General features: G+C 43.3%; 21 protein-coding genes and 1 pseudogene. 15 read left to right on the top strand and 7 right to left on the bottom strand.

Going from position 1 to position 21,043, the window contains the following annotated elements:
* Nucleotides 1-20 precede the first annotated feature (20 nt).
* Both J4N43_RS21730 and J4N43_RS21725 read right to left on the bottom strand, forming a co-directional pair.
* Nucleotides 21-1,358 carry an MATE family efflux transporter gene (locus J4N43_RS21730; protein ID WP_005385628.1) on the bottom strand — a complete coding sequence of 446 codons (1,338 nt, stop codon included), beginning with the start codon at nt 1,356-1,358 and terminating at the stop codon, nt 21-23.
* A 121-nt stretch (nt 1,359-1,479) separates the two neighbouring features.
* On the bottom strand, nt 1,480-1,794 hold the full coding sequence (locus tag J4N43_RS21725) for a DUF496 family protein (protein ID WP_005373603.1): 315 nt from the start codon (nt 1,792-1,794) through the stop codon (nt 1,480-1,482).
* 220 nt (nt 1,795-2,014) lie between these two features.
* Here J4N43_RS21725 and J4N43_RS21720 point away from each other — a divergent pair, with 220 nt between their 5' ends.
* The 8 genes from J4N43_RS21720 (at nt 2,015) to J4N43_RS21685 (ending at nt 10,269) form a co-directional block, all read left to right on the top strand.
* Nucleotides 2,015-2,239, top strand: a complete 225-nt coding sequence (locus J4N43_RS21720; RefSeq protein WP_005385630.1) for a hypothetical protein — start codon at nt 2,015-2,017, stop codon at nt 2,237-2,239.
* 165 nt (nt 2,240-2,404) lie between these two features.
* The gene (locus tag J4N43_RS21715; protein WP_053349266.1) at nt 2,405-3,055 is read left to right on the top strand and encodes a YceH family protein; all 651 of its coding nucleotides are present in this window, start codon (nt 2,405-2,407) and stop codon (nt 3,053-3,055) included.
* A complete protein-coding gene (locus J4N43_RS21710) occupies nt 3,052-3,369 on the top strand; it encodes a GIY-YIG nuclease family protein (RefSeq protein ID WP_053349265.1) in 318 nt (105 codons plus the stop codon). The genes J4N43_RS21715 and J4N43_RS21710 overlap by 4 nt, the downstream gene beginning before the upstream one ends.
* A gap of 331 nt (nt 3,370-3,700) precedes the next feature.
* A complete protein-coding gene (locus J4N43_RS21705; protein ID WP_005385634.1) occupies nt 3,701-4,798 on the top strand; it encodes an autoinducer 2-binding periplasmic protein LuxP in 1,098 nt (365 codons plus the stop codon).
* Nucleotides 4,798-7,374, top strand: a complete 2,577-nt coding sequence (gene luxQ / locus J4N43_RS21700; protein WP_017635176.1) for a quorum-sensing autoinducer 2 sensor kinase/phosphatase LuxQ — start codon at nt 4,798-4,800, stop codon at nt 7,372-7,374. The genes J4N43_RS21705 and luxQ overlap by 1 nt, the downstream gene beginning before the upstream one ends.
* Nucleotides 7,375-7,669: 295 nt before the next feature.
* The gene (gene slyA, locus J4N43_RS21695) at nt 7,670-8,125 is read left to right on the top strand and encodes a transcriptional regulator SlyA (RefSeq protein ID WP_017635177.1); all 456 of its coding nucleotides are present in this window, start codon (nt 7,670-7,672) and stop codon (nt 8,123-8,125) included.
* Between the two features lie 35 nt (nt 8,126-8,160).
* A complete protein-coding gene (locus J4N43_RS21690; protein ID WP_005373588.1) occupies nt 8,161-9,219 on the top strand; it encodes an HlyD family secretion protein in 1,059 nt (352 codons plus the stop codon).
* A 12-nt stretch (nt 9,220-9,231) separates the two neighbouring features.
* Nucleotides 9,232-10,269, top strand: a complete 1,038-nt coding sequence (locus J4N43_RS21685; protein WP_053349264.1) for a DUF2955 domain-containing protein — start codon at nt 9,232-9,234, stop codon at nt 10,267-10,269.
* A 2-nt stretch (nt 10,270-10,271) separates the two neighbouring features.
* On the opposite strand, the gene J4N43_RS21680 is transcribed toward J4N43_RS21685, so the two are convergent.
* Entirely contained in the window at nt 10,272-10,934 is a 663-nt protein-coding gene (locus tag J4N43_RS21680) for a flagellar brake protein (protein ID WP_053349263.1), read from the bottom strand.
* 94 nt (nt 10,935-11,028) lie between these two features.
* Complete coding sequence (locus tag J4N43_RS21675) at nt 11,029-11,955, bottom strand: DMT family transporter (protein WP_053307237.1); 927 nt, start codon at nt 11,953-11,955, stop codon at nt 11,029-11,031.
* Between the two features lie 148 nt (nt 11,956-12,103).
* On the opposite strand from J4N43_RS21675, the gene J4N43_RS21670 reads away from it, so the two are divergent.
* Complete coding sequence (locus J4N43_RS21670; RefSeq protein ID WP_005373581.1) at nt 12,104-12,559, top strand: Lrp/AsnC family transcriptional regulator; 456 nt, start codon at nt 12,104-12,106, stop codon at nt 12,557-12,559.
* A gap of 5 nt (nt 12,560-12,564) precedes the next feature.
* Nucleotides 12,565-13,188: a class I SAM-dependent methyltransferase gene (locus J4N43_RS21665; protein ID WP_053349262.1), complete on the top strand. Its 624-nt coding sequence runs from the start codon at nt 12,565-12,567 to the stop codon at nt 13,186-13,188.
* A 526-nt stretch (nt 13,189-13,714) separates the two neighbouring features.
* Here J4N43_RS21665 and J4N43_RS21660 read toward each other — a convergent pair.
* Nucleotides 13,715-14,263 (bottom strand): annotated as a pseudogene (locus tag J4N43_RS21660) (ATPase).
* Nucleotides 14,264-14,366: 103 nt separating this feature from the next.
* Between J4N43_RS21660 and J4N43_RS21655 the strand changes: the two are divergent.
* From J4N43_RS21655 to secF, 4 genes are all read left to right on the top strand, one after another.
* A complete protein-coding gene (locus J4N43_RS21655; RefSeq protein WP_005373574.1) occupies nt 14,367-15,035 on the top strand; it encodes an SH3 domain-containing protein in 669 nt (222 codons plus the stop codon).
* A gap of 168 nt (nt 15,036-15,203) precedes the next feature.
* Nucleotides 15,204-15,683 carry a hypothetical protein gene (locus J4N43_RS21650; RefSeq protein ID WP_005373572.1) on the top strand — a complete coding sequence of 160 codons (480 nt, stop codon included), beginning with the start codon at nt 15,204-15,206 and terminating at the stop codon, nt 15,681-15,683.
* Nucleotides 15,684-15,847: 164 nt separating this feature from the next.
* Nucleotides 15,848-17,686: a protein translocase subunit SecD gene (secD, locus tag J4N43_RS21645; RefSeq protein WP_053349261.1), complete on the top strand. Its 1,839-nt coding sequence runs from the start codon at nt 15,848-15,850 to the stop codon at nt 17,684-17,686.
* A gap of 2 nt (nt 17,687-17,688) precedes the next feature.
* A complete protein-coding gene (gene secF / locus J4N43_RS21640) occupies nt 17,689-18,591 on the top strand; it encodes a protein translocase subunit SecF (protein ID WP_053349260.1) in 903 nt (300 codons plus the stop codon).
* A 58-nt stretch (nt 18,592-18,649) separates the two neighbouring features.
* On the opposite strand, the gene J4N43_RS21635 is transcribed toward secF, so the two are convergent.
* Both J4N43_RS21635 and J4N43_RS21630 read right to left on the bottom strand, forming a co-directional pair.
* On the bottom strand, nt 18,650-18,916 hold the full coding sequence (locus J4N43_RS21635) for a hypothetical protein (RefSeq protein WP_005373566.1): 267 nt from the start codon (nt 18,914-18,916) through the stop codon (nt 18,650-18,652).
* Between the two features lie 15 nt (nt 18,917-18,931).
* Entirely contained in the window at nt 18,932-19,552 is a 621-nt protein-coding gene (locus J4N43_RS21630) for a LysE family translocator (RefSeq protein WP_021035942.1), read from the bottom strand.
* A gap of 739 nt (nt 19,553-20,291) precedes the next feature.
* On the opposite strand from J4N43_RS21630, the gene J4N43_RS21625 reads away from it, so the two are divergent.
* On the top strand, nt 20,292-21,032 hold the full coding sequence (locus J4N43_RS21625) for an SDR family oxidoreductase (protein ID WP_005373555.1): 741 nt from the start codon (nt 20,292-20,294) through the stop codon (nt 21,030-21,032).
* The last annotated feature ends 11 nt before the right edge of the window (nt 21,033-21,043 follow it).

The raw sequence follows: 21,043 nt of genomic DNA, 5'->3' as shown, positions 1-21,043 counted from the left end.
TTAGTTCTGATTATTCATCGTTACGCGTTGGCTTGAGCGCCTGCGAGTTTGCGTATGGTTTGGCGATAGGTTAGGTATGCGGAAACACCAGCTAACAGGTTGCCGATACAAGCGCCTAAGAGTAAACCTCGGATTCCATCCATTTGAGCGCCAACCCACAAGCACGGTAGGAAAAAGACAAACAAGCGCAGCGCTGAAATAGTGAGCGCGGTGTAAGATTTGCCTAATGCATTACAAAGAGAAACCATTAGCATACAAACCCCTAATGAACCCAAACTGATCGGCACTATCAGTAAATGCATTTCCAAGACTTGCTCCACTTGCACATCACTTGTCATCAATAATGCGAGTGGGTTTGCGACGGCAAATGTAATGGCAGCAATCAAAAGTTGGAAACCTAGAATGAATTTTACGGCAATACTGACGAGCCTTTGGATATCTTCATAGTTCTTTGCTCCAAGTAAGCGTCCAACCATTGGAGGCATAGACATTGTCAGCGCCAAGACCGAAACGATAGCAAAGAACTCATAGCGTGAACCAAGCGCCCAAGCGGCGACTGCTGCGGTTCCAAAGCTTGCCAATAATTTTGTTGCTAGCATGGAAGACAACGGTGGCAGCAGTTGGCTAATCATCGCAGGGCCCATAATGTTACCGATAGATGCAACACTTTTGGCTACGTTAAGATCTTGCCATTGTGTTGTTGCCCAGTGATTCTTTTTCACGCGAGGAGCGACGACTAAAATACCAAACCCAAAAGCGACGATGGTTGCTATTGCCGCTCCGTTAATACCCAAGTCAAACGTGAAAATAAATAGCGGATCGAGTACAAGGTTCACGCCGCTGGTTATCATCATCATTGTGCCAGGTAACATTGTATTGCCATTAGCTCGGCAGATACTGTAATAAAAATACAAAACCGCACCAGTCCATGAGCTTAATAACCACCAAGGCCAGTAACTGTCGATTATCGGCATAACAGATTCTGGAGCGCTTAATAGAGCTAAAATGGGGTAGCGCAAAAGCCAAATTAGCCCGCCAAAAATAGCGACACCAATTGAGCCGATCATCAATACCAATCCGCCAAGTTGTTTGGCATACCGACTTTCATTCGCCCCAAGAGCTTTAGAAATGACCGCTGTCGTTGCGATCCCTAGACCGACTTGAATGCCGATAATGACCATTTGCAAAGGCAGAGTGAAACCTTGAGCGGCTAACGGTAAAACGCCGAGCTGACCGATAAACGCGCTATCCACAAGCTGAAAGCTCATTAAAGACAGAACGCCAAAAAGCATTGGCCAGGTCATCGTAAATAATTGTTTTGCAAGCGTTGGTTGTGTACTTGTCGTAGTTGAAGACATAGAAAGCTGAATGCGTTAGGAATAAGAGTTAGATTGATTGTACACGGCGGTTAGTTTAGAGACAAAAATAAACCCCGAGGAAGATATTCTTGCTCGGGGTTCGAAAATCTAGCTTACGCGTTTATTTTTTGCCGCTAGTTTGCTTGTCTTCTTCAGTCAGCTCACGAATGCGACGGCTGATGTCACGACGTGCTTTAGAGATCTCAGCGCTTTTAATGATGTGGTCATCAACACGATCTTCATAGTCTGCTTTCATATTTTTGATGATTGCGACGATTTCATCGTGAGTCATTTCTGGTTTGATGTAGTCTAGAAGGTTTTCTAGAAGATCAACACGTTTACGGTTATCACGAACTTTCTTTTCGTTATCAAGAAGCTCACGTTTTAGTTTGTTTTTACGACGAGCTTGGTTAACGATTTCAAATACGCTACTCATAGTTCTCTTTCCTAATTTTATGAATATCTTCCTCGATTAAAGCACAACATCCAGTGGCATAACAGTCTTTAGATCAATAGCAATGCAGAGTTGAACATTTCTCAACCAATTGCACTGTGTCCATATAATCGTGCTGCTTTCTTCGAGTTTTGGCCAACATCGTAGAATCCATCGATTCATTGTCATAACGTGGCCTTCACTATATTATCAACACCATTGAATGCAAAATGATGAACTTGATATGGACTCTGGTAACACTGCGGAGCAAGTAAATAGTCAAGATAATGAGCAAGTCACTCGCTCTGTGGCTGAAAAGTTAAAAACGGCGTATATTAACGCTCGCGAGCAACTCGAAATCATCGAAGTTGAGCTTAATCGTTCAAAAATAATGATGGTCGACCAAGATGGCAATTTGACGAGAGTGCCGATTCTCTCGGAGCATTGATACCTGACCCTATTCGTAAGGGGTGTCAGGTCTTACGCTATGCTTTAGCCTGACACCAACACCTGAACCGCTAACGCTTCTTGCACTGCTGTGTGAATTTATGGCGTATGATTTCGAAGCGATTTAGGTACAAAGTCAAATGCAAAAATAATAAGGAAATGCATTATGAAAGTTGAGCTAACGGCAATTGAAGCACGAGTTATTGGTTGCTTGATCGAAAAAGAAGTCACTACCCCAGATCTTTACCCCCTCAGCCTAAACGCATTAACCAACGCGTGTAATCAAAAAAGCAACCGTGATCCCGTGATGTCACTCTCTGAGTCAGACGTTCTCGATGCCGTTGATGCTCTTATTGAGCGCAGGCTCGTCAGTGACGAAAGTGCGTTCAACAGCCGCGTCAGCAAGTATCAACACCGTTTCTGTAATACGGAATTTGGTGATTTAAAGCTGACAGAGCAGGAGAAAGGCATTGTATGCTGTATGCTTTTGCGCGGTGCTCAAACACCTGGGGAAATTCGTACTCGTACTAATCGTCTCGCGACATTTCATGATGTAAAAGAAGTGGAAACGGTCCTTGAGCATTTAGCAAGCGAAGAGAAAGGACCATTAGTGGTCAAATTACCACGTGAGGCTGGTAAGCGGGAGTCGCGTTATATGCATTTGTTCTGTGGTGATGTTGATGCGTCCGAACTTGCAGCGCCTGTGTCTGCTGCAAGATCGAGCTCCGATCGAGTAAGTCAGCTAGAGCTCGAAGTCGCTCAGCTGAAAGAAGAGCTGGATGAATTAAAAGCTAAGGTTGAGTCACTGCTTTCATGATGGAAAATACAACGCAGCGTTGGAGTGTCTACCTGATACGAAATAACCGCAACGCGTTGTATTGTGGTGTTACCAATGATGTTGAACGAAGATTCAATCAGCACCAAACCGGAAAAGGAGCTAAAGCTTTGAAGGGAAAAGGCCCTTTGATATTGGAATGGTCATCGGATTTTGAGTCAAAGACGCTTGCCATGCGAGCAGAGTACTATATTAAGCAACTAACTAAAGCGAAAAAAGAGCTGCTCGTTATGTCAAAAGCAAATATTGTCGTCGACGAACATCAACAAATGATGTTAGAGATAGTGGCACTCTGATAAGCCCTTGCTACGCAAAGATACACGGAAACCGCCTATGTCACATTGGCGGTTTCTTTTTGTTTTTGGAGTACCATGTAGGAATAAACTGACGCATAATGGGCTGGTGTTCTGTTTAAAGGGCCTGAATATGAAAAGCGCGAAATGTCTCTACGTTATCGAGACAAAGGAAGCGACTCAATGTACTTTCATTTGCATCCACTCAGACCAAGAACTAATTTACTATTGAAACAGGCACTAAGAGGAAGGTAGATTACAAGAGTATAGGATGACTCGGCTAGGTAATGAATAGAGCTGAATTAGGCTCATAAAAAAGCTAAAAGAGCAGTAGATGAAAAAAGCGTTAGTATTCTCCCTGATTTCAATGGCCGCTTTTGCGCCGAATGTGCAGGCCACCCAAGTTCTTAATGGGTATTGGGCATATCAAGAGTTTTTAGACCAGTTTCCACAACAGAAGCAGTTAACTAGTGCGTTGGCTGAAGTGGTAAGAGAAACCCCTGTACCCGTAGCAAAAGACAAAAAGCGTCCACTGAAAATTTCTGTTGTTTATCCAGGGCAGCAGATCTCTGATTATTGGATTCGAAACATCGATGCGTTTGAAAAACGCCTAGATAAGCTTGATATCGACTATCAACTAAATCAAGTGTTTACTCGTCCTAATGCAGATATAAAGCAGCAAAGTTTGTCTTTAATGGAGGCGCTGAAAAGCAACTCCGATTACTTGATCTTTACTCTAGATACCACAAGACATCGTAAGTTTGTTGAGCATGTCTTAGATTCAAAGAAAACCAAGTTAATTTTACAAAATATCACCACACCTGTTAGGGATTGGGAACATCATCAGCCGTTTCTTTATGTTGGTTTCGACCACGCAGAAGGAAGTCGTGAATTGGCCGTTGAGTTTGGCAAGCGTTTCCCTAAACATAGCCACTATAGTGTTCTCTACTTCTCAGAGGGCTACATTAGTGACATCAGAGGCAACACTTTTATCAACCAAGTGAACCGCGATAATCAATTTGAACTACAATCTGCTTACTACACCAAAGCAACAAAGCAATCTGGGTATGAAGCTGCAAAAGCCAGTTTGGAGAAGTATCCGGACGTTGACTTCATTTACGCGTGTTCTACCGATGTAGCATTAGGTGCTGTTGACGCTCTTAAAGAGTTAGGTCGTGATGATGTCATGATCAATGGTTGGGGCGGCGGTTCAGCAGAGTTAGAGGCGCTTTCTAAAGGGGAGTTAGACGTTACCGTTATGCGTATGAACGATGATACAGGTATTGCAATGGCTGAGGCCATTAAGTGGGATTTAGAAGGAAAGCCAGTTCCCACCGTTTACTCTGGTGATTTTGAAGTCGTTACCAAATCGGACTCTCCAGAAAGAATTGAAGCATTAAGAAAACGTGCATTTAGATACTCAGATAATTGATGACAACTACATCAAAAACAAGAAAGCGTCGCTCACTGTCGACGCTTATTACCAAAATAATTATTCTCGTACTTGCTCCGATCATTCTAGGCATCTTTGTTCAGAGTTATTACTTCTCGAAGCAGATTATTTGGCAGGAAGTCGACCGAACCAAGCAGCAGACCTCTGCCCTGATCCTGAACATTTTTGATAGCCATTTTGCAGCGATTCAGATTCATCACAACAGCAATTCGAAAAGTGATGTTGTATTGGATTTTTATACAGAACGTGATGAAGAGGCACTCAATTACTTTTTCATGAGTATTGACCAGAGTGATCCTTCCCATACACCGGAGTTTCGTTTCCTAACCGATCATCAAGGTATTATTTGGGACGATGGCAACGCGCATTTCTATGGCATCAACAACCTGATACTTAGCCGACTTGCCAGTCAAGTGACCTTTAGCAACAACTGGTATTATCTACCCTCACAGACCCCGATGGGAACTCGCCATCTGTTACTTCGTCGCGTACCCGTTTTACAACCTAAAACCGGTGAAGTGATGGGGTACTCTTACAATGTTGTTGTTTTAGATAATAACTTTGGGTTGATGGAAAGGTTAAAAAATGAAGGCAACGTCGACAATGTTGTGTTGGTCGCTAACAACACACCATTGGCAAGTTCATTAGTAGGAGATGAGGCTTATCAAATATTTGACGTACTCAAACGACGAGAGTCCCAGCACAAGCTTGACCAATTATTGATCATCAAAACCCCTATTGAGGTAAATGCCGCCGAGACTGACTTGTGCTTGCTTACTGTGCAAGACAATCAGAGCGTGGTGACATTGCAAATCCAACACCTGCTAGCAATGCTAGCCTCAGTTATCGGTATGGTCATGATTGCGCTAATGACTAAAGAATGGATCGAGAATCGTGTAGTTGAAGAGTTAGGATCCCTGATGGCATATACCCGCTCGGCTCGTGAAGAAAAAGGATTTGAGCGTTTTGAGGGGTCAGATATTGAGGAATTCGATCATATTGGTTCGACACTAGAAAACACTTTTGAAGAGCTTGAAGCACAAAAGCGGTCTTTCCGCGACCTGTTTAACTTTGCGTTATCACCTATTATGGTGTGGTCTGAATCGGGTGTACTTGTCCAAATCAATCCGGCAGCACGCAAAGAGTTAGTCATGGAAAACGATGTTGAAACCATGCACCCAGTGTTCAAAGGTTTCAAAGAAAAGTTGATGCCACACCTTCGCATGGCGGCTCAGGGAGCTACGTTGACAGGCGTTAATGTGCCAATTGGAGACAAAGTATATCGCTGGAACTTATCGCCGATTCGAGTTGATGGAGATATTAGCGGTATTATTGTTCAAGGTCAGGATATAACCACGCTTATTGAGGCGGAAAAACAGAGTAACTTGGCGCGCAAAGAAGCAGAAAAATCTGCTCAAGCCCGTGCCGACTTTCTGGCTAAAATGAGCCATGAGATCCGAACGCCAATCAATGGAATTTTAGGGGTTGCTCAATTGCTAAAAGACTCTGTGGAAACAGAAGAGCAGAATAACCAAATTGACGTACTTCGGCATAGTGGTGAGCACTTACTTGCTGTTTTGAATGATATTTTGGACTTTTCGAAGATTGAGCAGGGTAAGTTTAATATCCAAAAGCACCCGTTTTCTTTCACTGATACAATTCGAACGTTAGAAAACATTTATCGTCCTATTTGTGAAAGTAAAGGCGTCAACCTTGTCATTGAAAACAAAATAGATCCCAATGTTGAAATCTTTACTGACCAAGTTCGTCTGAACCAAATTTTATTCAACCTAGTCAGTAATTCTGTGAAGTTTACGCCCTCGGGTAGCGTGCGCTTGCATGCGGAACTGGAGCAGTTCTATGGTGCTGACAATAGCGTGCTGGTCGTGGAAATTACGGATACAGGTATCGGCATCGAGTCTGACAAACTCGACCAAATGTTCGAACCTTTTGTTCAAGAAGAAGCAACAACGACTCGAGAATACGGTGGTAGTGGCTTAGGGCTGACCATTGTGAAGAGCCTTGTCGACATGCTGGAAGGTGATGTTCAAGTCCGCAGTCAGAAAGGCTTAGGAACGACTTTTGTCATTACAATGCCAGTGAAAGATCGTGAGCGAGTACTCACCCCTCTTGATTCGAGTTTGCGAGTTAAGCCAGGTGAACTATTTGCAGAGAGTCTCAAAGTGTTGTTGGTAGAGGATAACCATACTAACGCATTCATTCTAAAAGCGTTTTGTAACAAGTACAAAATGCAGGTTGATTGGGCGAAAGATGGGTTAGAAGCAATGGAATTCTTAAAAGATCATACTTACGATTTGATACTGATGGACAACCAACTTCCGCATCTTGGTGGAATTGAAACGACCAAAGAGATCCGACAAAAGCTAAAACTAGGCACGCCAATTTATGCGTGTACTGCTGACACCGCGAAAGAAACCAGTGACGCCTTTATGGAATCGGGTGCGAATTACGTGCTTCTCAAGCCGATTAAAGAAAATGCGCTCCATGAAGCATTTGTGGATTTTAAACAGCGGTTCTTAGTCGAGCGAACATGAATAATTGGCTCACTACGAGATAACCCAATTATTCATTATCTGAAAAGCACAACACCATGACTGTGGGTTGTGCTTTTTTGTATCTGACCCTTTTACTCTTATACAAATCAGACTTTATTGGTCTCGACGTTTGTTGTGTACATCGCTGCATTTCAAGTTCAAACATAGTGTTGTGTTACTTAGATTTCTGCCCCTTCACTGACACACCCAACGTGATTTCAATCACAAAAAGATATTTACTTAGCGTGCTAACTATTTTATATTACTTAGCACGCTAAGTAATTGAGTAGATCTTATGATTCAAGACATCAACAGTTTGCGAGACCTTTCTCTGGCTGAAAAATTATCTCGTGTTGCTCGTTTGTGGAAAATGGTTGCAGATCGCGAGTTAGAGCCTTTAAACCTAACGTATCCGCGTTGGACTGCGTTATGGAAGCTTTATCGAATGGGTGACAACATCAGTCAGAAGCATTTGGCTGAAGCGCTTGAGATCGAGTTAGCGTCGTTGATGCGAACATTAAAATTATTAGAAGAGCAATCTCTGATCGTTCGCCATTGCTGTGAACACGATAAGCGAGCACGTATTGTTAGCCTCACAGAAGAGGGGAAAACCCTACTAAAGCAAATGGAGGCTCGAATTCTTCAAGTTCGAAGCAAGCTCCTAACGGACATCAACGACCAGGAACTTCAGCAGCTTTCATTGATTCTTGATCAGATTGCTCACAATGCGCTTGATTCACTTAGCGAATAAGTCAGAAAACCGAATAAAAAGAGAAGTAAACGCCTATGACTCCAGATCAAAAATTCGCACGTTGGATCAAATATTCTTGCGTCGCGTTTGTCCTTGTCTTTGCCTATTTTCTAGTTGCAGATCTCGCCATGCCGTTGACGCCTCAGGCAATGGCAACGCGTGTGGTAACTAAAGTGGCCCCCCGTGTGAGTGGGCAGATTACGCATCTTTATGTTGCCAACAACCAAGAAATAAGCCAAGGCGATCTACTATTTCAGATTGATCCCCAGCCTTATCAGCTCGCCGTAGAAAAGGCTCAACTTAACCTTGAGCGTGTGATTCAAAACAACGAACAACTTGATGCTTCTATTGCGGCGGCAAAAGCAGACGTTGAAGCGAGCAAAATCGTGGCGGAACAAAAAGTTCGCGAAGCGAAACGTCTTAATACCCTGTTTCACCGTAATGGTACTTCGCAACAACAGCGCGATGACGCACAGAGCAGCGCAACGGCAGCTAAAGCGAACTTACTGGCCGCACGTGCTCGTTTAAAAGAGTTGGAAGTAAACCGCGGTGATTTAGGCGCGACGAATGTGAATATCCGCGTGGCGCAAAACCAGCTAAAACAAGCGGAACTTAATCTGTCTTACACTCAAGTCTCGGCGGAACATGATGGCGTTGTCGCTAACTTGCAGCTGGAGACGGGGGCCTATGCGGCAGCTGGTACACCTCTTGTCGCTTTAGTCTCCGATGACGTGGATATCATTGCCGACTTTCGTGAAAAGAGTTTACGACACTTTAATCAGAACAGCCGTGCGTTAGTGGCTTTTGATAGCTTGCCTGGTGATGTATTTGAAGCTCGTATTACGAGTGTGGATGCCGGGGTCAGCTCGGGTCAGTTCGATGCGGATGGTCGCTTAGCAACACCAACTGACTCAAACCGTTGGGTGAGAGACGCGCAGCGCTTACGTTTACATTTAGCTATCGATGAGCCTCAGCAGCGTGCATTTCCAGCAGGGGCACGAGCAACCGTGCAGTTGTTGCCAGAAAACGCATTATCTGGCTGGTTAGCGAGATGCCAGATCCAATTCTTGAGTCTTCTTCATTATATTTATTAACGAGGAGGCGATATGAAGTTATGGGACCACCCCATGTCGGAAAACGACTTCCGTCAGTGTTTGCGCATTGCAACTGGTGCGACTATTGGTTTCACTTTATGTAAAGTATTTGGTTGGAACTATGGCGTATTCTTTACTGTAACCCCGATGTTGTTACTTGGAATGGTGCCAGTCATGAGTCTACATGCCGCACGACAACTGATTTTTTCAGCGGTTGTGTGTGGATTAGAAGTTGGTGTGCTTGGTGGGGTATTTGGTGGGCACCCTGGCATGATGACAATCATTGCATTCGGGTTGTTTCTGTATAAATTCGCCTGTATGTCAAAAGGGAGCTTATTCTTATTTGGAGCGAACAGCGTACTGAGCTTAAGCATCATGCTGCATTTTGCGAGTTATCCAACCACTGACTTAAATGACCTAATATTTAGCAATCTGCAAGCGAATGTTATTTCAGTGATCGTTGCTTATGTGGTGACATTTTTGATTCCCGATGCGGAACCTCGTCAGCCACCAGCGAAACCGTCGCAGCCTAAACAGAGTCATCGCATGCGTCATGAAGCCCTTATGGGGGCGAGTATCGCTACAATGTCTTTCCTTGTATTCCAGCTATTTGACCTCAGTGACTCTATGTCTGCTCAGGCGACAACCTTACTTTTATTGTTTCCTATGCATTGGAACGGTGCTTTAGGGTATGCGCGAAAAAGAGCAATGGGGACCTTGATGGGGGTGACCTTTGGTGTTGTCGGACAACTTGTATTATACGATTGGTCGGATACCTTATTGTTTATCGTCCCATTGCTTTGGATTGGTGCAATGATGTTCAGTTATATGCACGTGAAAGAGTCTAGCGGTTCGGGAGCCGGATTTGGCGGTTTAACCACATTAGGCATTTTGTTCGGCCAATATCTTACTCCGGATGGTGACTTAATGTTCAGTGCGCTGTATCGCGTGAGCAGTATTTTGTTTGCTATTGTTGCGACGCTGCTTGTGACCTATACGGTTCACAGAATACTCAACAGCTTTGAGGCGACGCGCTTTAGCGAGCAGTAAGTTCAGACGTTACTGGTTAGAAAGGATTGCTCCAGTAACTCTGTTTTTAGTTCGTGAGTCATCTCAATGGGACTGGCAAACTTAATTCCAACTACCCATCCCTTCACCAATTTCTTAATGTTGGCAATGACACATCGATTTTCTTCTCCGATATAGTGGCTTAACGGGCATTCGATGGTAACACTCTCACCCACGTTGAATTCGGGCTCAATCAAGGTTGATATACCAACACCTGCTAGAGAGAAATCGATAAGGCTACCGTCGTAGACATTCCCTGCATGAATAACGTTACAGTCCATTTGCAACTTGTAACGCTCATGTTCCCGAACTGGTTTGGTTGCAAATGTTCCTGGAATGCGGATAAACAAAAGGGGGGATGGTCGAACGGTCGTCGTCAGCACGCTGGACTTAAACGCAATGACATGGCCTAACTCCGTATCTGATACACCACGCACGATGACATCGGCGTTGGGGAGTTTCCTCATCACTTGCTCTTCAAGCAAACGCATTGGTATATCAAGAATCAAATAAGCATTTTCTTTCATCCCAAGATAGGTGGTGGAATACGTATATTGATCCTTAGGCCCAAATTCGAAATTAGTAGAAAGTTTCATTCCCGGTTTGAGAAACCTATGCAGTTCATCTTTACTATGAGTGGCTGGCATCACATTGGCGTTTTAATTTTTAGTTAAGCTGAGGCTATCAAAACGCCATTTTGTTATTCAAGATAGTAAGGCATAAGTTTTTGTAAAATCATCGCTATCTGTGAAGTGGTGGGCGATAAGTTTGGTTCATTCCACCTTTCATAAAGATTTGGCTTGCCACAATACTGCCGCATGTGACCAACATCAGCGCTAACCAAGTGAGAGAATCTGGTTGTTCACCAAAAATTGGAACGGCAAGAAGTGTCGCGACGACTGGAGTTAATGAACCAAAAGCTGCGCTGGCTTCGGCACCGATGATCCTAATTGCATAAATGAAAGTGAAAGAAGCGATTAAACCTGCGCCAACACCTTGTAGCATCGCGTGGCCAAATAACTCCTCCCATGGCCACTGGCTGAACGGTGTTACCACCAAATAACTGTCTACCCACCCGAAACCAACGGCGATGATGAGCAGAGCCAAAGACGCGATTGCAACGAATCCTGCACAGACGTGTGCATTAAGATTGGCGACACGAGCGCTGATGGTGAAAGCAGCCCACATGATGCTGCCAGTTAGAAACAGGATATGCCCTTGTAATTGAGACCAGTTGTACTCTGCGCCGCTATTAGAAAGAAGGAATACGAAAATCCCTAACAACACCGTAGAAAGCCCGATTAAGCGGTGAGCACTCAGCGACTGTTGATAACAAAGTACCGCGATAGCAGAAACAAACAATGGCAAAGTGCCAGGTACTAATGCACTGCCGTGCGCCACGGGAGCGAAATGCATAGCCGTTCCGACGACCAGAAGATAGGGAAGGCCGCTTCCAACCACAACACCAACCAGGTAGCGTTTAGGCACGACGCGCAGCGACTGTTTATGCTTAATCACAAATGGTAATAAAATTATACTTGGGATGAGAAAGCGAACTAACGCGATATCGGCTGGCTGCAAGGCAGAAATTGCGCCCCCTTTTAAAGAAATAAAGAAACCAGACCAAAGCAGTAAGGTCGTTAATATAGCTGCGTATCCCAAGATCATTATCGACATGTCCATTTGTAAATGATGTGTTAATTGTTGAATAAAACTCTTGCCAAAGGGAGGCAAAGTTTGACGTAATTAGGCTTGATGTTAGTGATAAATTGCGTATAAGTGTTAATTGTTAGTGATTAAAGGCACGGAAGAATGAATGGATAAAATTGACAGGCAACTTATCAACCTAATGCAGAAGGATGCCACTCTGACAACTGCAGAACTTGCTGACCAAGTAGGGCTATCGGCATCACCTTGTGCAAGACGCATTAAGCGTTTGGAGCAGGAAGGTGTAATAAGTGGTTATCGAGCTATTGTGTCCAGAGACACTGTAGGCATCGCGATGACTGTATTTGTTGAAGTGAGTTTAAATAACCACCAAGCTTCTTCGATTGATGAGTTTGAACATGCCGTTGTTGAGATGGATGAAGTGATCTCATGCCATGTCGTATCAGGGGCCTATGATTACCTGTTAGAGGTGGTCAGTAAAGATCTCGCTGGTTATGAAACATTTACTAGAAAGTTACAGCGATTAGAAAATGTGAAAGATATTCATACCCACCTGGCGATTAGACAAGTGAAAGGAAATGGCAGTTTGCCGATTTATGCATAAGAAAGATGAAATTTTTCGATAGACTTAAGATTGCCCACTATCATCGAAAGCGATATAGACAGTTTGGTAAAGACAGAGCCCGAGCTCTGGGATGGGCAGATAAGTATAGTCAGATCAGCCGTTTTGAGGCGTTGTGCCGAGGGTTAACGTTAGACGGTTCAAGTATTTTAGATATTGGGTGCGGCTACGGAGACTTGTTAGCGTTTATCGAACTTACGGGGGGGCTTCCTCAAAGCTATATTGGCATTGATCAGCAAAAACAATTTATCTCTGAAGCCAGAAAACGAGATTTTCGTACGCAAAGTAAGTTTATATGTGGCGACTTTTCAACGTTGGTATTGCCTCGTTGCGACTTTGTTTTTGCTTCCGGATCATTGAACTATCAATCCACCAACCCAAATCATACCATTGAAATGATTGATAAAATGTACCGAGCGACAGAGAAAGGTTGTGTGTTTAACTTGTTGGATGAATCCAAACTACCCAGCATGAAAATGTTAGCGTCGCACAATAAAGAAGGTGTCTTTCGCTATTGTCGGTTGCTGTGTCCGAATACACGATTGATTGAGGGATACTCCGAGCACGACTTTACGATTGCCATGATCAAAAAAGCGGAGTCCGTTTCCTGACTCCGCTTAATAAATTCTTAAGCCTTATTGGTTTTTGTATTGTGAGATTTCACAGTTACCTGTGTATCTATCAACCTTGAATGAGAACGCGGCTGAATGGTATTCCCTCCCATCACTCCATATTGTTTCTCCGAAGATTTTACAAAGATCCAAATCACTGATTGAACCGAACTCTTTTACGTGCCTAACTACTGACAAAAACTTGGCTTTGGTAGCATTAGGACATTCCCTGTTACTTAATCGACTGATAACCATGTTTGTAGCATCATCTCCAGCCAAATGTGACTTTTTATTAAATTTTATTAATGGCTAAACTAACCAAAAAATGTCCATAAGTAAAGCATTAATGTGACGTATGTCTCTATAAATTGATTGTCTTGGTCATGGTTTAGTCAAGTTTGTCAAAGGGAACAATCCCATTATTTACATTTGATATCGTTCACGACTAAGGAAAGATAAAAAGCACGAATAACGTCCAATATTGGAGTGAAAAACCAACATCGTCTATTCAAAACTGGCTCTGTTTTTACTTCGAAACATCTTGAGCGTATTGAAGCGCTCGGGCTTCTTTATCATAGACTTGTGACAGAGTTTGATATTGTGAAGAGAGGCGCTTGTAATCTTCAGCAAGTTCCAAAGCGTTGGTGTTATACCATTCCGCAGTTATTTGATTGGCTGTTTTGTTTGACTCGCGGCACTTCTGGGCCAGTATCTCCCACCCATTTGCTGACTATTGGGATTGTGTGCTCAATTTAAGCAGCTGATTCGCTTTAGTTGTGAGCTCTTCTTTGTATTGAATCGATGCTTTTAATTGCGCTTTGAACACATTTTGGTTCGACTTGGCACGCCAAAGTAGCACGAGCTCATGCAGTGAAAAGGTTTCGGACAATAACTGACGCTGTTTATGTTCGGTTAAAAGTGTATTGAATACCTCAACATGCTGATTGTAATTGGACTCTAAACGATTGAATTGGGTAAGATTGTCATTCCACGACGATGGGTTACATTGAATATTGGCGTGCCCCGTTATCGGGAACAGAAGAAATAGTAGTATCCAATTGAGTCTGTTGATCATTATTGCTCGCGTTAGTTGACCTGCTCTTTTGAGTATATACCCAAATTTCTACGACATGCGTGCTGCTGGTGGGATAAGAATAAAGAATGAAAAGGAAAAGGGCATGAAGAAAATTCTCGTCGCATTGATTGTCATGCTGTTGCTCGGCGGAGCGGGGGCTGGATACTATTTCTTCTTTATGCAGAAAGATGAACCTGAAGCACCAAAGGCTACACAAGTCGAGCAATCGTCACTGCAAAAAGAAACATCCAAACCGATTCTGGATTTAGAAGCCGCTCCCCCGGAAGTTACCGAGTACTACGTTATTGAGCGTCGTGTCAATGTTTACAACAAGCCTAACCTTAATGCTTTAGTTGTCGATACGCTCTATAAGGGAGAAAAAGTATCGGTGTTAGAAAAAGTAGATGGGTGGTACCGAATCTCCGGCTATCTTGTCTATGAAGAGGGTGGAGAAGAAAAAGCCGAATGGTTGAATGCTGAAGGGTTATCGGATGCAGAGCCAGTTATTAAAGAGCAAGAGCGCTTAGAGATATTGGATGAATACCTACAGAAGTCGGATGATTTAAAAGTTCACTTGGATATTTTCCGTAAGAAAACACAGCAATTGTTAGACGATGAAACCTGTGATCCGAGTGATTTTGAGGAGCTCGGGGGTTGGGTGCGTTCTGTGACGTTCAAAAAGCGCAACGTTTACTTCATCTATTGTGGCGGTTTGGAGCAAGAGAATAAGATCTACTTAGATGTTGATAAGGGCGATATTTTTTATCGATAACTCACCACCAATTACACTCGTTCTCTAAAGACGTTTTGATAAATGCAATAACGATGCAAACCTGAAATCAGAGATTTATAACTTTTTAGTTGTGAACCATAATCAATAGGAATACTATCAATGAGTCAAGTGACCTAACTTGGCTCTTTGTGTTTTTAGTGAGTTCCTATGCCTTGGATTTACCTTAGAAAGTTGATTTTGCTGCTATTTGCAATGGTATTGCTACCAGTGCATGTATCTGCTGCGCAAATCGACCACAAGGCTCACGTACCGCACTTTTCTAAGCTACAACCTTTTGTAGCCGTAAGTGTGTCGCCAAACTCTTCCGTCGATTTTTCTGAAGTTTCAGAAGAAAGCTCTCAATCTCCAGTATCTGAAGGCCATGCAAGTCTCGATTCCGTTGCTTTGTTTAACTCTCAGCGCTGGACGTCTTACTTACGGGAAGGGCTTGATGACGAGCACGTAGATTTTGTCGGCGATCTCACTACTCCGTTTTACGCTGATGCGGGTTACGCATACAGCTTGATGGACATTAACTGGCGTCACAACCAGTCCACATTTTATCATTTCACAAGCGATCATCGCATTTCTGGTTGGAAAGAGACCAATGCCATGTACGTCGCACTCAATAGTCAGTTTTCTGCCTAAACACCATCTATTTGCACCATTGTGCACTCTTAGCACGACGATTGTATTCGACAGGACGTGAGCGTTCTGAGCATTTCATACCCTGAATTTATTCTGGGAGCATCTGTCGTGTGTTAAGCCTTGTTATTAAAAGCTTCACTTCATTGTGAAGGGATGATGTTTACATGAAAAAAACACCAAAGCAGCAAAAGAACAGAAAGCTGATGAATCACTACTCAGCTTGGAAATATGTCGTATTAATCACGACAGTCATTATTTTAACCCTAAGTGCTATACCAACTTGGTTTGGTGAACAGCCTTCTATCCAGTTGACGTTTGCGGATCAAAACAACAGCGAAATGTCGGTTGTTCATCTGAATCAACTGCTAAAAACCAACCATATTTCAGCCGACAAAATCATCGAAAAAGACGGCAAAACAACCATTGTATTCGATGGTGAAGATGCGCAAAGTAAAGCTCGTGCGTTGTTAAACAAAGAGCTAAATAAAGACGACAGCATCACTTTCTCATACGTATCGGTTGCGCCAGAATGGTTAAATGAGATGGGCTTTAGCCCAATTAAGCTCGGTCTTGACCTTCGTGGTGGCGTTCAGTTCTTGTTGAATGTTGATGTGAATAAAGCGTTTGAAGAACAACGTGATGCGTTGATTGATGAAATCAAAGCGAACCTACGTGATCAACGTGTTCGTGGTGTGCAAGTTCGAGCAGAGAGCGGCAACCGAATTACGGTAAACAGTGACAGCGAGCAAGCATTGTCGGAAGTGAACAAGTTCTTGCGTCAAAACTACCCGGGCTGGATTTCAAAAAGTTCATCTCGTGGCTTTGTGCTTGAACCGAGTGAACAAAATATCCAAGAATTTCAATCGTCGACTCTTCAACAAAACCTGAAGATCATGCGTGGTCGTATTGAAGAACTTGGTATCACAGAAGCACTAGTGCAACGCCAAGGTAAAGAGAGCATTCGAATTGAACTCCCTGGTGTACAAGATCCTGCTCAAGCGAAAAACGTTATTGGTGCAACAGCAAGCTTGGCGTTTTATGAAGTGAAAGATGCGAGCCAAGCACACAGCAGCCAAGATCTTGTTCTTCAAGATAATGATGGTCGTACTGTGATTTTGTCAAAACGACCAGTTCTAACGGGCGAGCACATCGTGAACGCTCGTGCTGGTGTCGACAAAATGGGCATGTCAGAAGTCAATATTTCTCTTGACCACGCTGGTGGTAAGAAAATGAGTGACTTCTCAGCAACTCACATCGGCAAGCCAATGGCGACCGTTTACCGTGAATACAAAACAAACGATCGCGGTGTAACTGAGCGTAGTGAGCGCGTTATCAGCGTCGCGACTATTCAATCTCAGCTTGGTAGCCAGTTCCGTATTACTGGGGCAGGTAGCATGGACGATGCGCAGCAGTTGGCGCTATTGCTTCGCGCGGGGTCACTGACCGCGCCGGTTACTATTGTGGAAGAGCGAACAATCGGTGCTTCTCTGGGGGCAGAAAACATTGAAAACGGTTTTGCAGCACTGGCTTTAGGTATGGGACTAACACTGACCTTTATGGCACTTTGGTACCGCCGCTTAGGTTGGGTAGCAAACGTGGCGCTTTGTGCCAACATGCTTTGTTTGCTTGGCTTAATCGCCTTGTTACCAGGAGCGGTTCTAACGCTTCCGGGTATTGCCGGTTTAGTGTTAACCGTCGGTATGGCAGTAGACACCAACGTTATTATCTTTGAACGTATTAAGGACAAAATGCGTGAAGGCCGCAGCTTCGCTCAAGCGATTGATCTTGGCTTTGACAGCGCATTCTCGACCATCCTTGATGCCAACATTACTACCATGATCACCGCCGTGATTTTGTACGCCATCGGTAATGGCCCAATCCAAGGCTTTGCCTTAACACTCGGATTAGGTTTGTTAACCAGTATGTTTACAGGCGTATTTGCCTCTCGAGCAATGATCAATTTAATTTGGGGCCGCGATGCCCGTCGTGATGTGAGGGTTTAATCATGGTCGAAATGCTAAAACAAAATATTCGTAAAATTCGCTACTTTACTACGCTAGTTTCCATCATTTTAACGGTGATCGCGATCGTCGCTCTAGGCTTTAAAGGGTTGAACCTAGGTTTGGACTTCACTGGCGGTATGGTGACAGAAGTAAAGGTAGATAAGCAGCTAACTAACCATGATCTGCTTGACGTTCTGCAACCAAAGCTTGGTGAATCTGCGTCAGTGACACGCTCTGGTGAAGATGGCCGTTGGATGATTCGTTACTCTGCGCCGGAAGATGGACAAACGTTGCCAAGTGTAGAAGAGGTGTTGAAGCCAATCTCTCACCAAGTTGATGTTGTCAGCAACAGTATAGTTGGCGCTCAAGTTGGCCAAGACTTGTTTGAACAAGGTGGCTTAGCATTGTTGATTTGTGTGTTGAGTATTCTCGGTTACTTGTGTTTCCGTTTTGAGTGGCGTTTGGCCAGTGGTTCACTGTTTGCTTTGGCCCATGATGTGATCTTAGTGCTTGGTTTTTTTGCAGTTACTCAAATGGAGTTCAACTTAACCGTTTTTGCAGCGGTGTTAGCAATTTTAGGTTACTCATTGAATGACTCTATCATCATTGCAGACCGAATCCGTGAGCTGTTGATTGCGAAACAGAGTTGGAAAACAGAAGACATCAATGACCAAGCTGTTATCGCGACGTTTTCACGCACTATGGTGACATCTGGTACGACATTGATCACTGTTGGTGCATTATGGATTATGGGAGGAGCGCCTTTGGCTGGTTTCTCAACCGCCATGTTTATTGGCGTTCTGTCGGGGACATGGTCTTCGATTTCGATTGGTACTGTGCTGCCTGAGTGGTTGAAACTGGAGCCGAAACATTATCTTCCAGTTGAGATCGACGCTGCGCCGTAGCATTATTTTTAAGGTAAAAGTGCTTGCGCCACTCATCTTGAGTGGCGCTTTTTTGTGCTTATTTCACGCGCATCAAGCGATGTTTCACAAGTCCCAAGTCGAACTCTAAGACTTGTGAGCGCTTCATTGCTTCGACTTTATTCAACATTGGCTCTTGGTAGCCTTTCTTCTTCATCCACTGAAGAGGTACAGAGAAAGCATCTTCATTAACGACATAAGACTCGCCTTTATGCTCACCGCTATAGACGTTCACAACCCAAACTCGGGCTTGAAAGTCCAATACTTCACCCATGACTTTAGCTATTTTATTCAGAATATTTTTCATTGTTTCCAGTTTGCCTTAGCTTAGTAGCAACCAGACACCAACTCCCATCATTAAAGTGCCTGCGATACGGTTCATTAGACGTACATTCTTAGACTGACCTAATACGTGTTTCAACCCTTTACCACCAGTAGCGTACAGAGACATGCAAATGAACTCAAACAGTAAAATAATGGAGACAAGTATGATCAGTTGCGGTGCAAGCGCTGCGTTTTGGTCTATAAAAGGCGGTAAAAGAGAAATCATAAATGCCCAGCCTTTTGGGTTTGCGATTGCGGTAACGAAGCCTTGCATGATCAGTGCGATATTGTCACTCTTTGGTGTTTCTAAGTTGTCGACATTAATCGCAAGTTTCCCTCGCGATCGCCACATTTCAACTCCAAGATAGAGTAAATAACCGCCACCAATGAACTTTAACGCGATAAACATCCAAGGATAATTGAGCATAATCGCAGCGATACCTAACACCGCAGAGACTGACACCAGCGCAACACCGAGAAGCTCTCCTATCATCATCCATAACGTGCGACGATAACCGATACTCATACCTAACGTTAGGGCGAGAGTCATGCACATACCAGGCGTGATTGAGACAAAAAAGAAAGTAGGGATGAACATACTGAGCAATGCAAGATTCATATCTGTTGATGATTTAGTGATTAAAGAGAAGCCACAAAGATAGTGCAAAGTGGAAAAGGATGCTACTACAAAGCGAACGATTACTTTCACTAGTAGCTAGTTGATGTTCTTCGAATATATAAATTTAAAATGAAATTATATTTTAATCTATGCGTCATAATAGTGCGTATTGCACCAGTATGAGACAAGCTCTTATATCATTTTTAGATTAAATATATTTAACTTATTATATTTTATCGGTATTAATCATCACTGTATTAAAATAATCGAATTGATAACTAAATTATCATTAAATGCAGTAGTTAAATGATATGTTTGATAATTATTTTTACTGATAATTGAATTATTATTCTAATCTCAAGTTTGTTGTAATCATATAGGCTTAAAATTCAGATCTTAAATCATGACATAATGTAACGTCTACCATTCTGTATGTAAGTGCATGATATTTAATAATTATGTTTCTATTTCTGTTGGTGTGGCTTTTGTGGAAGTGTGATTTAAAACAATGGCTTATGTAAAATTAACCATTTTATAACATTTTACGGGTAATGAGATCTAAATCAATCTTATGCAATTGGGTGAGTTTTTTATTTGAAATGTAATATTTCTAGGTTAACTTAAAATAAAGGCAGCACGGGATTGGTTGTCAAAAGAATAAATAAACACGTCAGTTGGTGAACTATTTCATCAGTGTATTAAGTTTGCTTTTTAAATGCCGTTAAGAATGGAGTCTTCAATGAAGAAAGTCGCTTTGATCACTGGATCAAAAGGCGGAATTGGTTCTGCTATTTCCTCTCAATTAGTCAATGACGGTTACCGTGTAATCGCTACTTATTTCACAGGTAACTACGAATGTGCGCTGGAGTGGTTCAACAGCAAAGGGTTTACCAAAGATCAGGTTCGCCTTTTTGAGTTGGATGTAACAAACACGACAGAGTGTGCAGAGAAATTGGCGCAATTGCTTGGGGAGGAAGGAACCATTGATGTTGTTGTCAACAACGCAGGAATTACACGTGATGGCGTGTTTAAAAAGATGACTGCGCAAGCTTGGAATGATGTCATCAATACCAACCTCAATAGTTTATTCAACGTTACGCAACCCCTCTTTGCTGCAATGTGCGAAAAAGGCGGTGGTCGTGTCATCAATATCTCTTCAGTCAATGGTCTTAAAGGGCAGTTTGGTCAAGCAAACTACTCGGCGGCGAAAGCTGGGATGATCGGTTTCTCTAAAGCCCTAGCATACGAAGGTGCTCGCTCGGGTGTAACAGTTAATGTTATCGCGCCGGGTTACACGGGTACGCCAATGGTTGAGCAAATGAAGCCAGAAGTGCTGGAATCTATCACGAACCAAATTCCAATGAAACGTCTTGCGACACCAGAAGAAATTGCAGCATCAGTGAGCTTCTTGGTCAGCGATGCGGGCGCCTATATCACCGGAGAGACTTTGTCGGTGAACGGCGGCCTATACATGCACTAAGGAGATAAGAT

The organism is Vibrio sp. SCSIO 43009 (assembly GCF_023716525.1).
Lineage (GTDB): Bacteria > Pseudomonadota > Gammaproteobacteria > Enterobacterales > Vibrionaceae > Vibrio > Vibrio alginolyticus.
The sequence above is the reverse complement of the archived record's forward strand: the minus strand, read 5'-3'. Positions and strand labels throughout refer to the sequence as shown.

What these genes read in the sequence shown, in the direction of transcription:
- luxQ (WP_017635176.1), top strand. Translation starts at nt 4,798, where the DNA reads ATGACAACTACATCAAAAACAAGAAAGCGTCGCTCACTGTCGACGCTT.
- J4N43_RS21705 (WP_005385634.1), top strand. Translation starts at nt 3,701, where the DNA reads ATGAAAAAAGCGTTAGTATTCTCCCTGATTTCAATGGCCGCTTTTGCG.
- J4N43_RS21650 (WP_005373572.1), top strand. Translation starts at nt 15,204, where the DNA reads ATGCCTTGGATTTACCTTAGAAAGTTGATTTTGCTGCTATTTGCAATG.
- J4N43_RS21690 (WP_005373588.1), top strand. Translation starts at nt 8,161, where the DNA reads ATGACTCCAGATCAAAAATTCGCACGTTGGATCAAATATTCTTGCGTC.
- J4N43_RS21710 (WP_053349265.1), top strand. Translation starts at nt 3,052, where the DNA reads ATGATGGAAAATACAACGCAGCGTTGGAGTGTCTACCTGATACGAAAT.
- J4N43_RS21670 (WP_005373581.1), top strand. Translation starts at nt 12,104, where the DNA reads ATGGATAAAATTGACAGGCAACTTATCAACCTAATGCAGAAGGATGCC.
- J4N43_RS21665 (WP_053349262.1), top strand. Translation starts at nt 12,565, where the DNA reads ATGAAATTTTTCGATAGACTTAAGATTGCCCACTATCATCGAAAGCGA.
- J4N43_RS21725 (WP_005373603.1), bottom strand. Translation starts at nt 1,794, where the DNA reads ATGAGTAGCGTATTTGAAATCGTTAACCAAGCTCGTCGTAAAAACAAA.
- J4N43_RS21720 (WP_005385630.1), top strand. Translation starts at nt 2,015, where the DNA reads ATGCAAAATGATGAACTTGATATGGACTCTGGTAACACTGCGGAGCAA.
- J4N43_RS21730 (WP_005385628.1), bottom strand. Translation starts at nt 1,358, where the DNA reads ATGTCTTCAACTACGACAAGTACACAACCAACGCTTGCAAAACAATTA.
- J4N43_RS21655 (WP_005373574.1), top strand. Translation starts at nt 14,367, where the DNA reads ATGAAGAAAATTCTCGTCGCATTGATTGTCATGCTGTTGCTCGGCGGA.
- secD (WP_053349261.1), top strand. Translation starts at nt 15,848, where the DNA reads ATGAAAAAAACACCAAAGCAGCAAAAGAACAGAAAGCTGATGAATCAC.
- J4N43_RS21625 (WP_005373555.1), top strand. Translation starts at nt 20,292, where the DNA reads ATGAAGAAAGTCGCTTTGATCACTGGATCAAAAGGCGGAATTGGTTCT.
- J4N43_RS21630 (WP_021035942.1), bottom strand. Translation starts at nt 19,552, where the DNA reads ATGAATCTTGCATTGCTCAGTATGTTCATCCCTACTTTCTTTTTTGTC.
- secF (WP_053349260.1), top strand. Translation starts at nt 17,689, where the DNA reads ATGGTCGAAATGCTAAAACAAAATATTCGTAAAATTCGCTACTTTACT.
- J4N43_RS21685 (WP_053349264.1), top strand. Translation starts at nt 9,232, where the DNA reads ATGAAGTTATGGGACCACCCCATGTCGGAAAACGACTTCCGTCAGTGT.
- J4N43_RS21680 (WP_053349263.1), bottom strand. Translation starts at nt 10,934, where the DNA reads ATGCCAGCCACTCATAGTAAAGATGAACTGCATAGGTTTCTCAAACCG.
- J4N43_RS21675 (WP_053307237.1), bottom strand. Translation starts at nt 11,955, where the DNA reads ATGATCTTGGGATACGCAGCTATATTAACGACCTTACTGCTTTGGTCT.
- slyA (WP_017635177.1), top strand. Translation starts at nt 7,670, where the DNA reads ATGATTCAAGACATCAACAGTTTGCGAGACCTTTCTCTGGCTGAAAAA.
- J4N43_RS21715 (WP_053349266.1), top strand. Translation starts at nt 2,405, where the DNA reads ATGAAAGTTGAGCTAACGGCAATTGAAGCACGAGTTATTGGTTGCTTG.
- J4N43_RS21635 (WP_005373566.1), bottom strand. Translation starts at nt 18,916, where the DNA reads ATGAAAAATATTCTGAATAAAATAGCTAAAGTCATGGGTGAAGTATTG.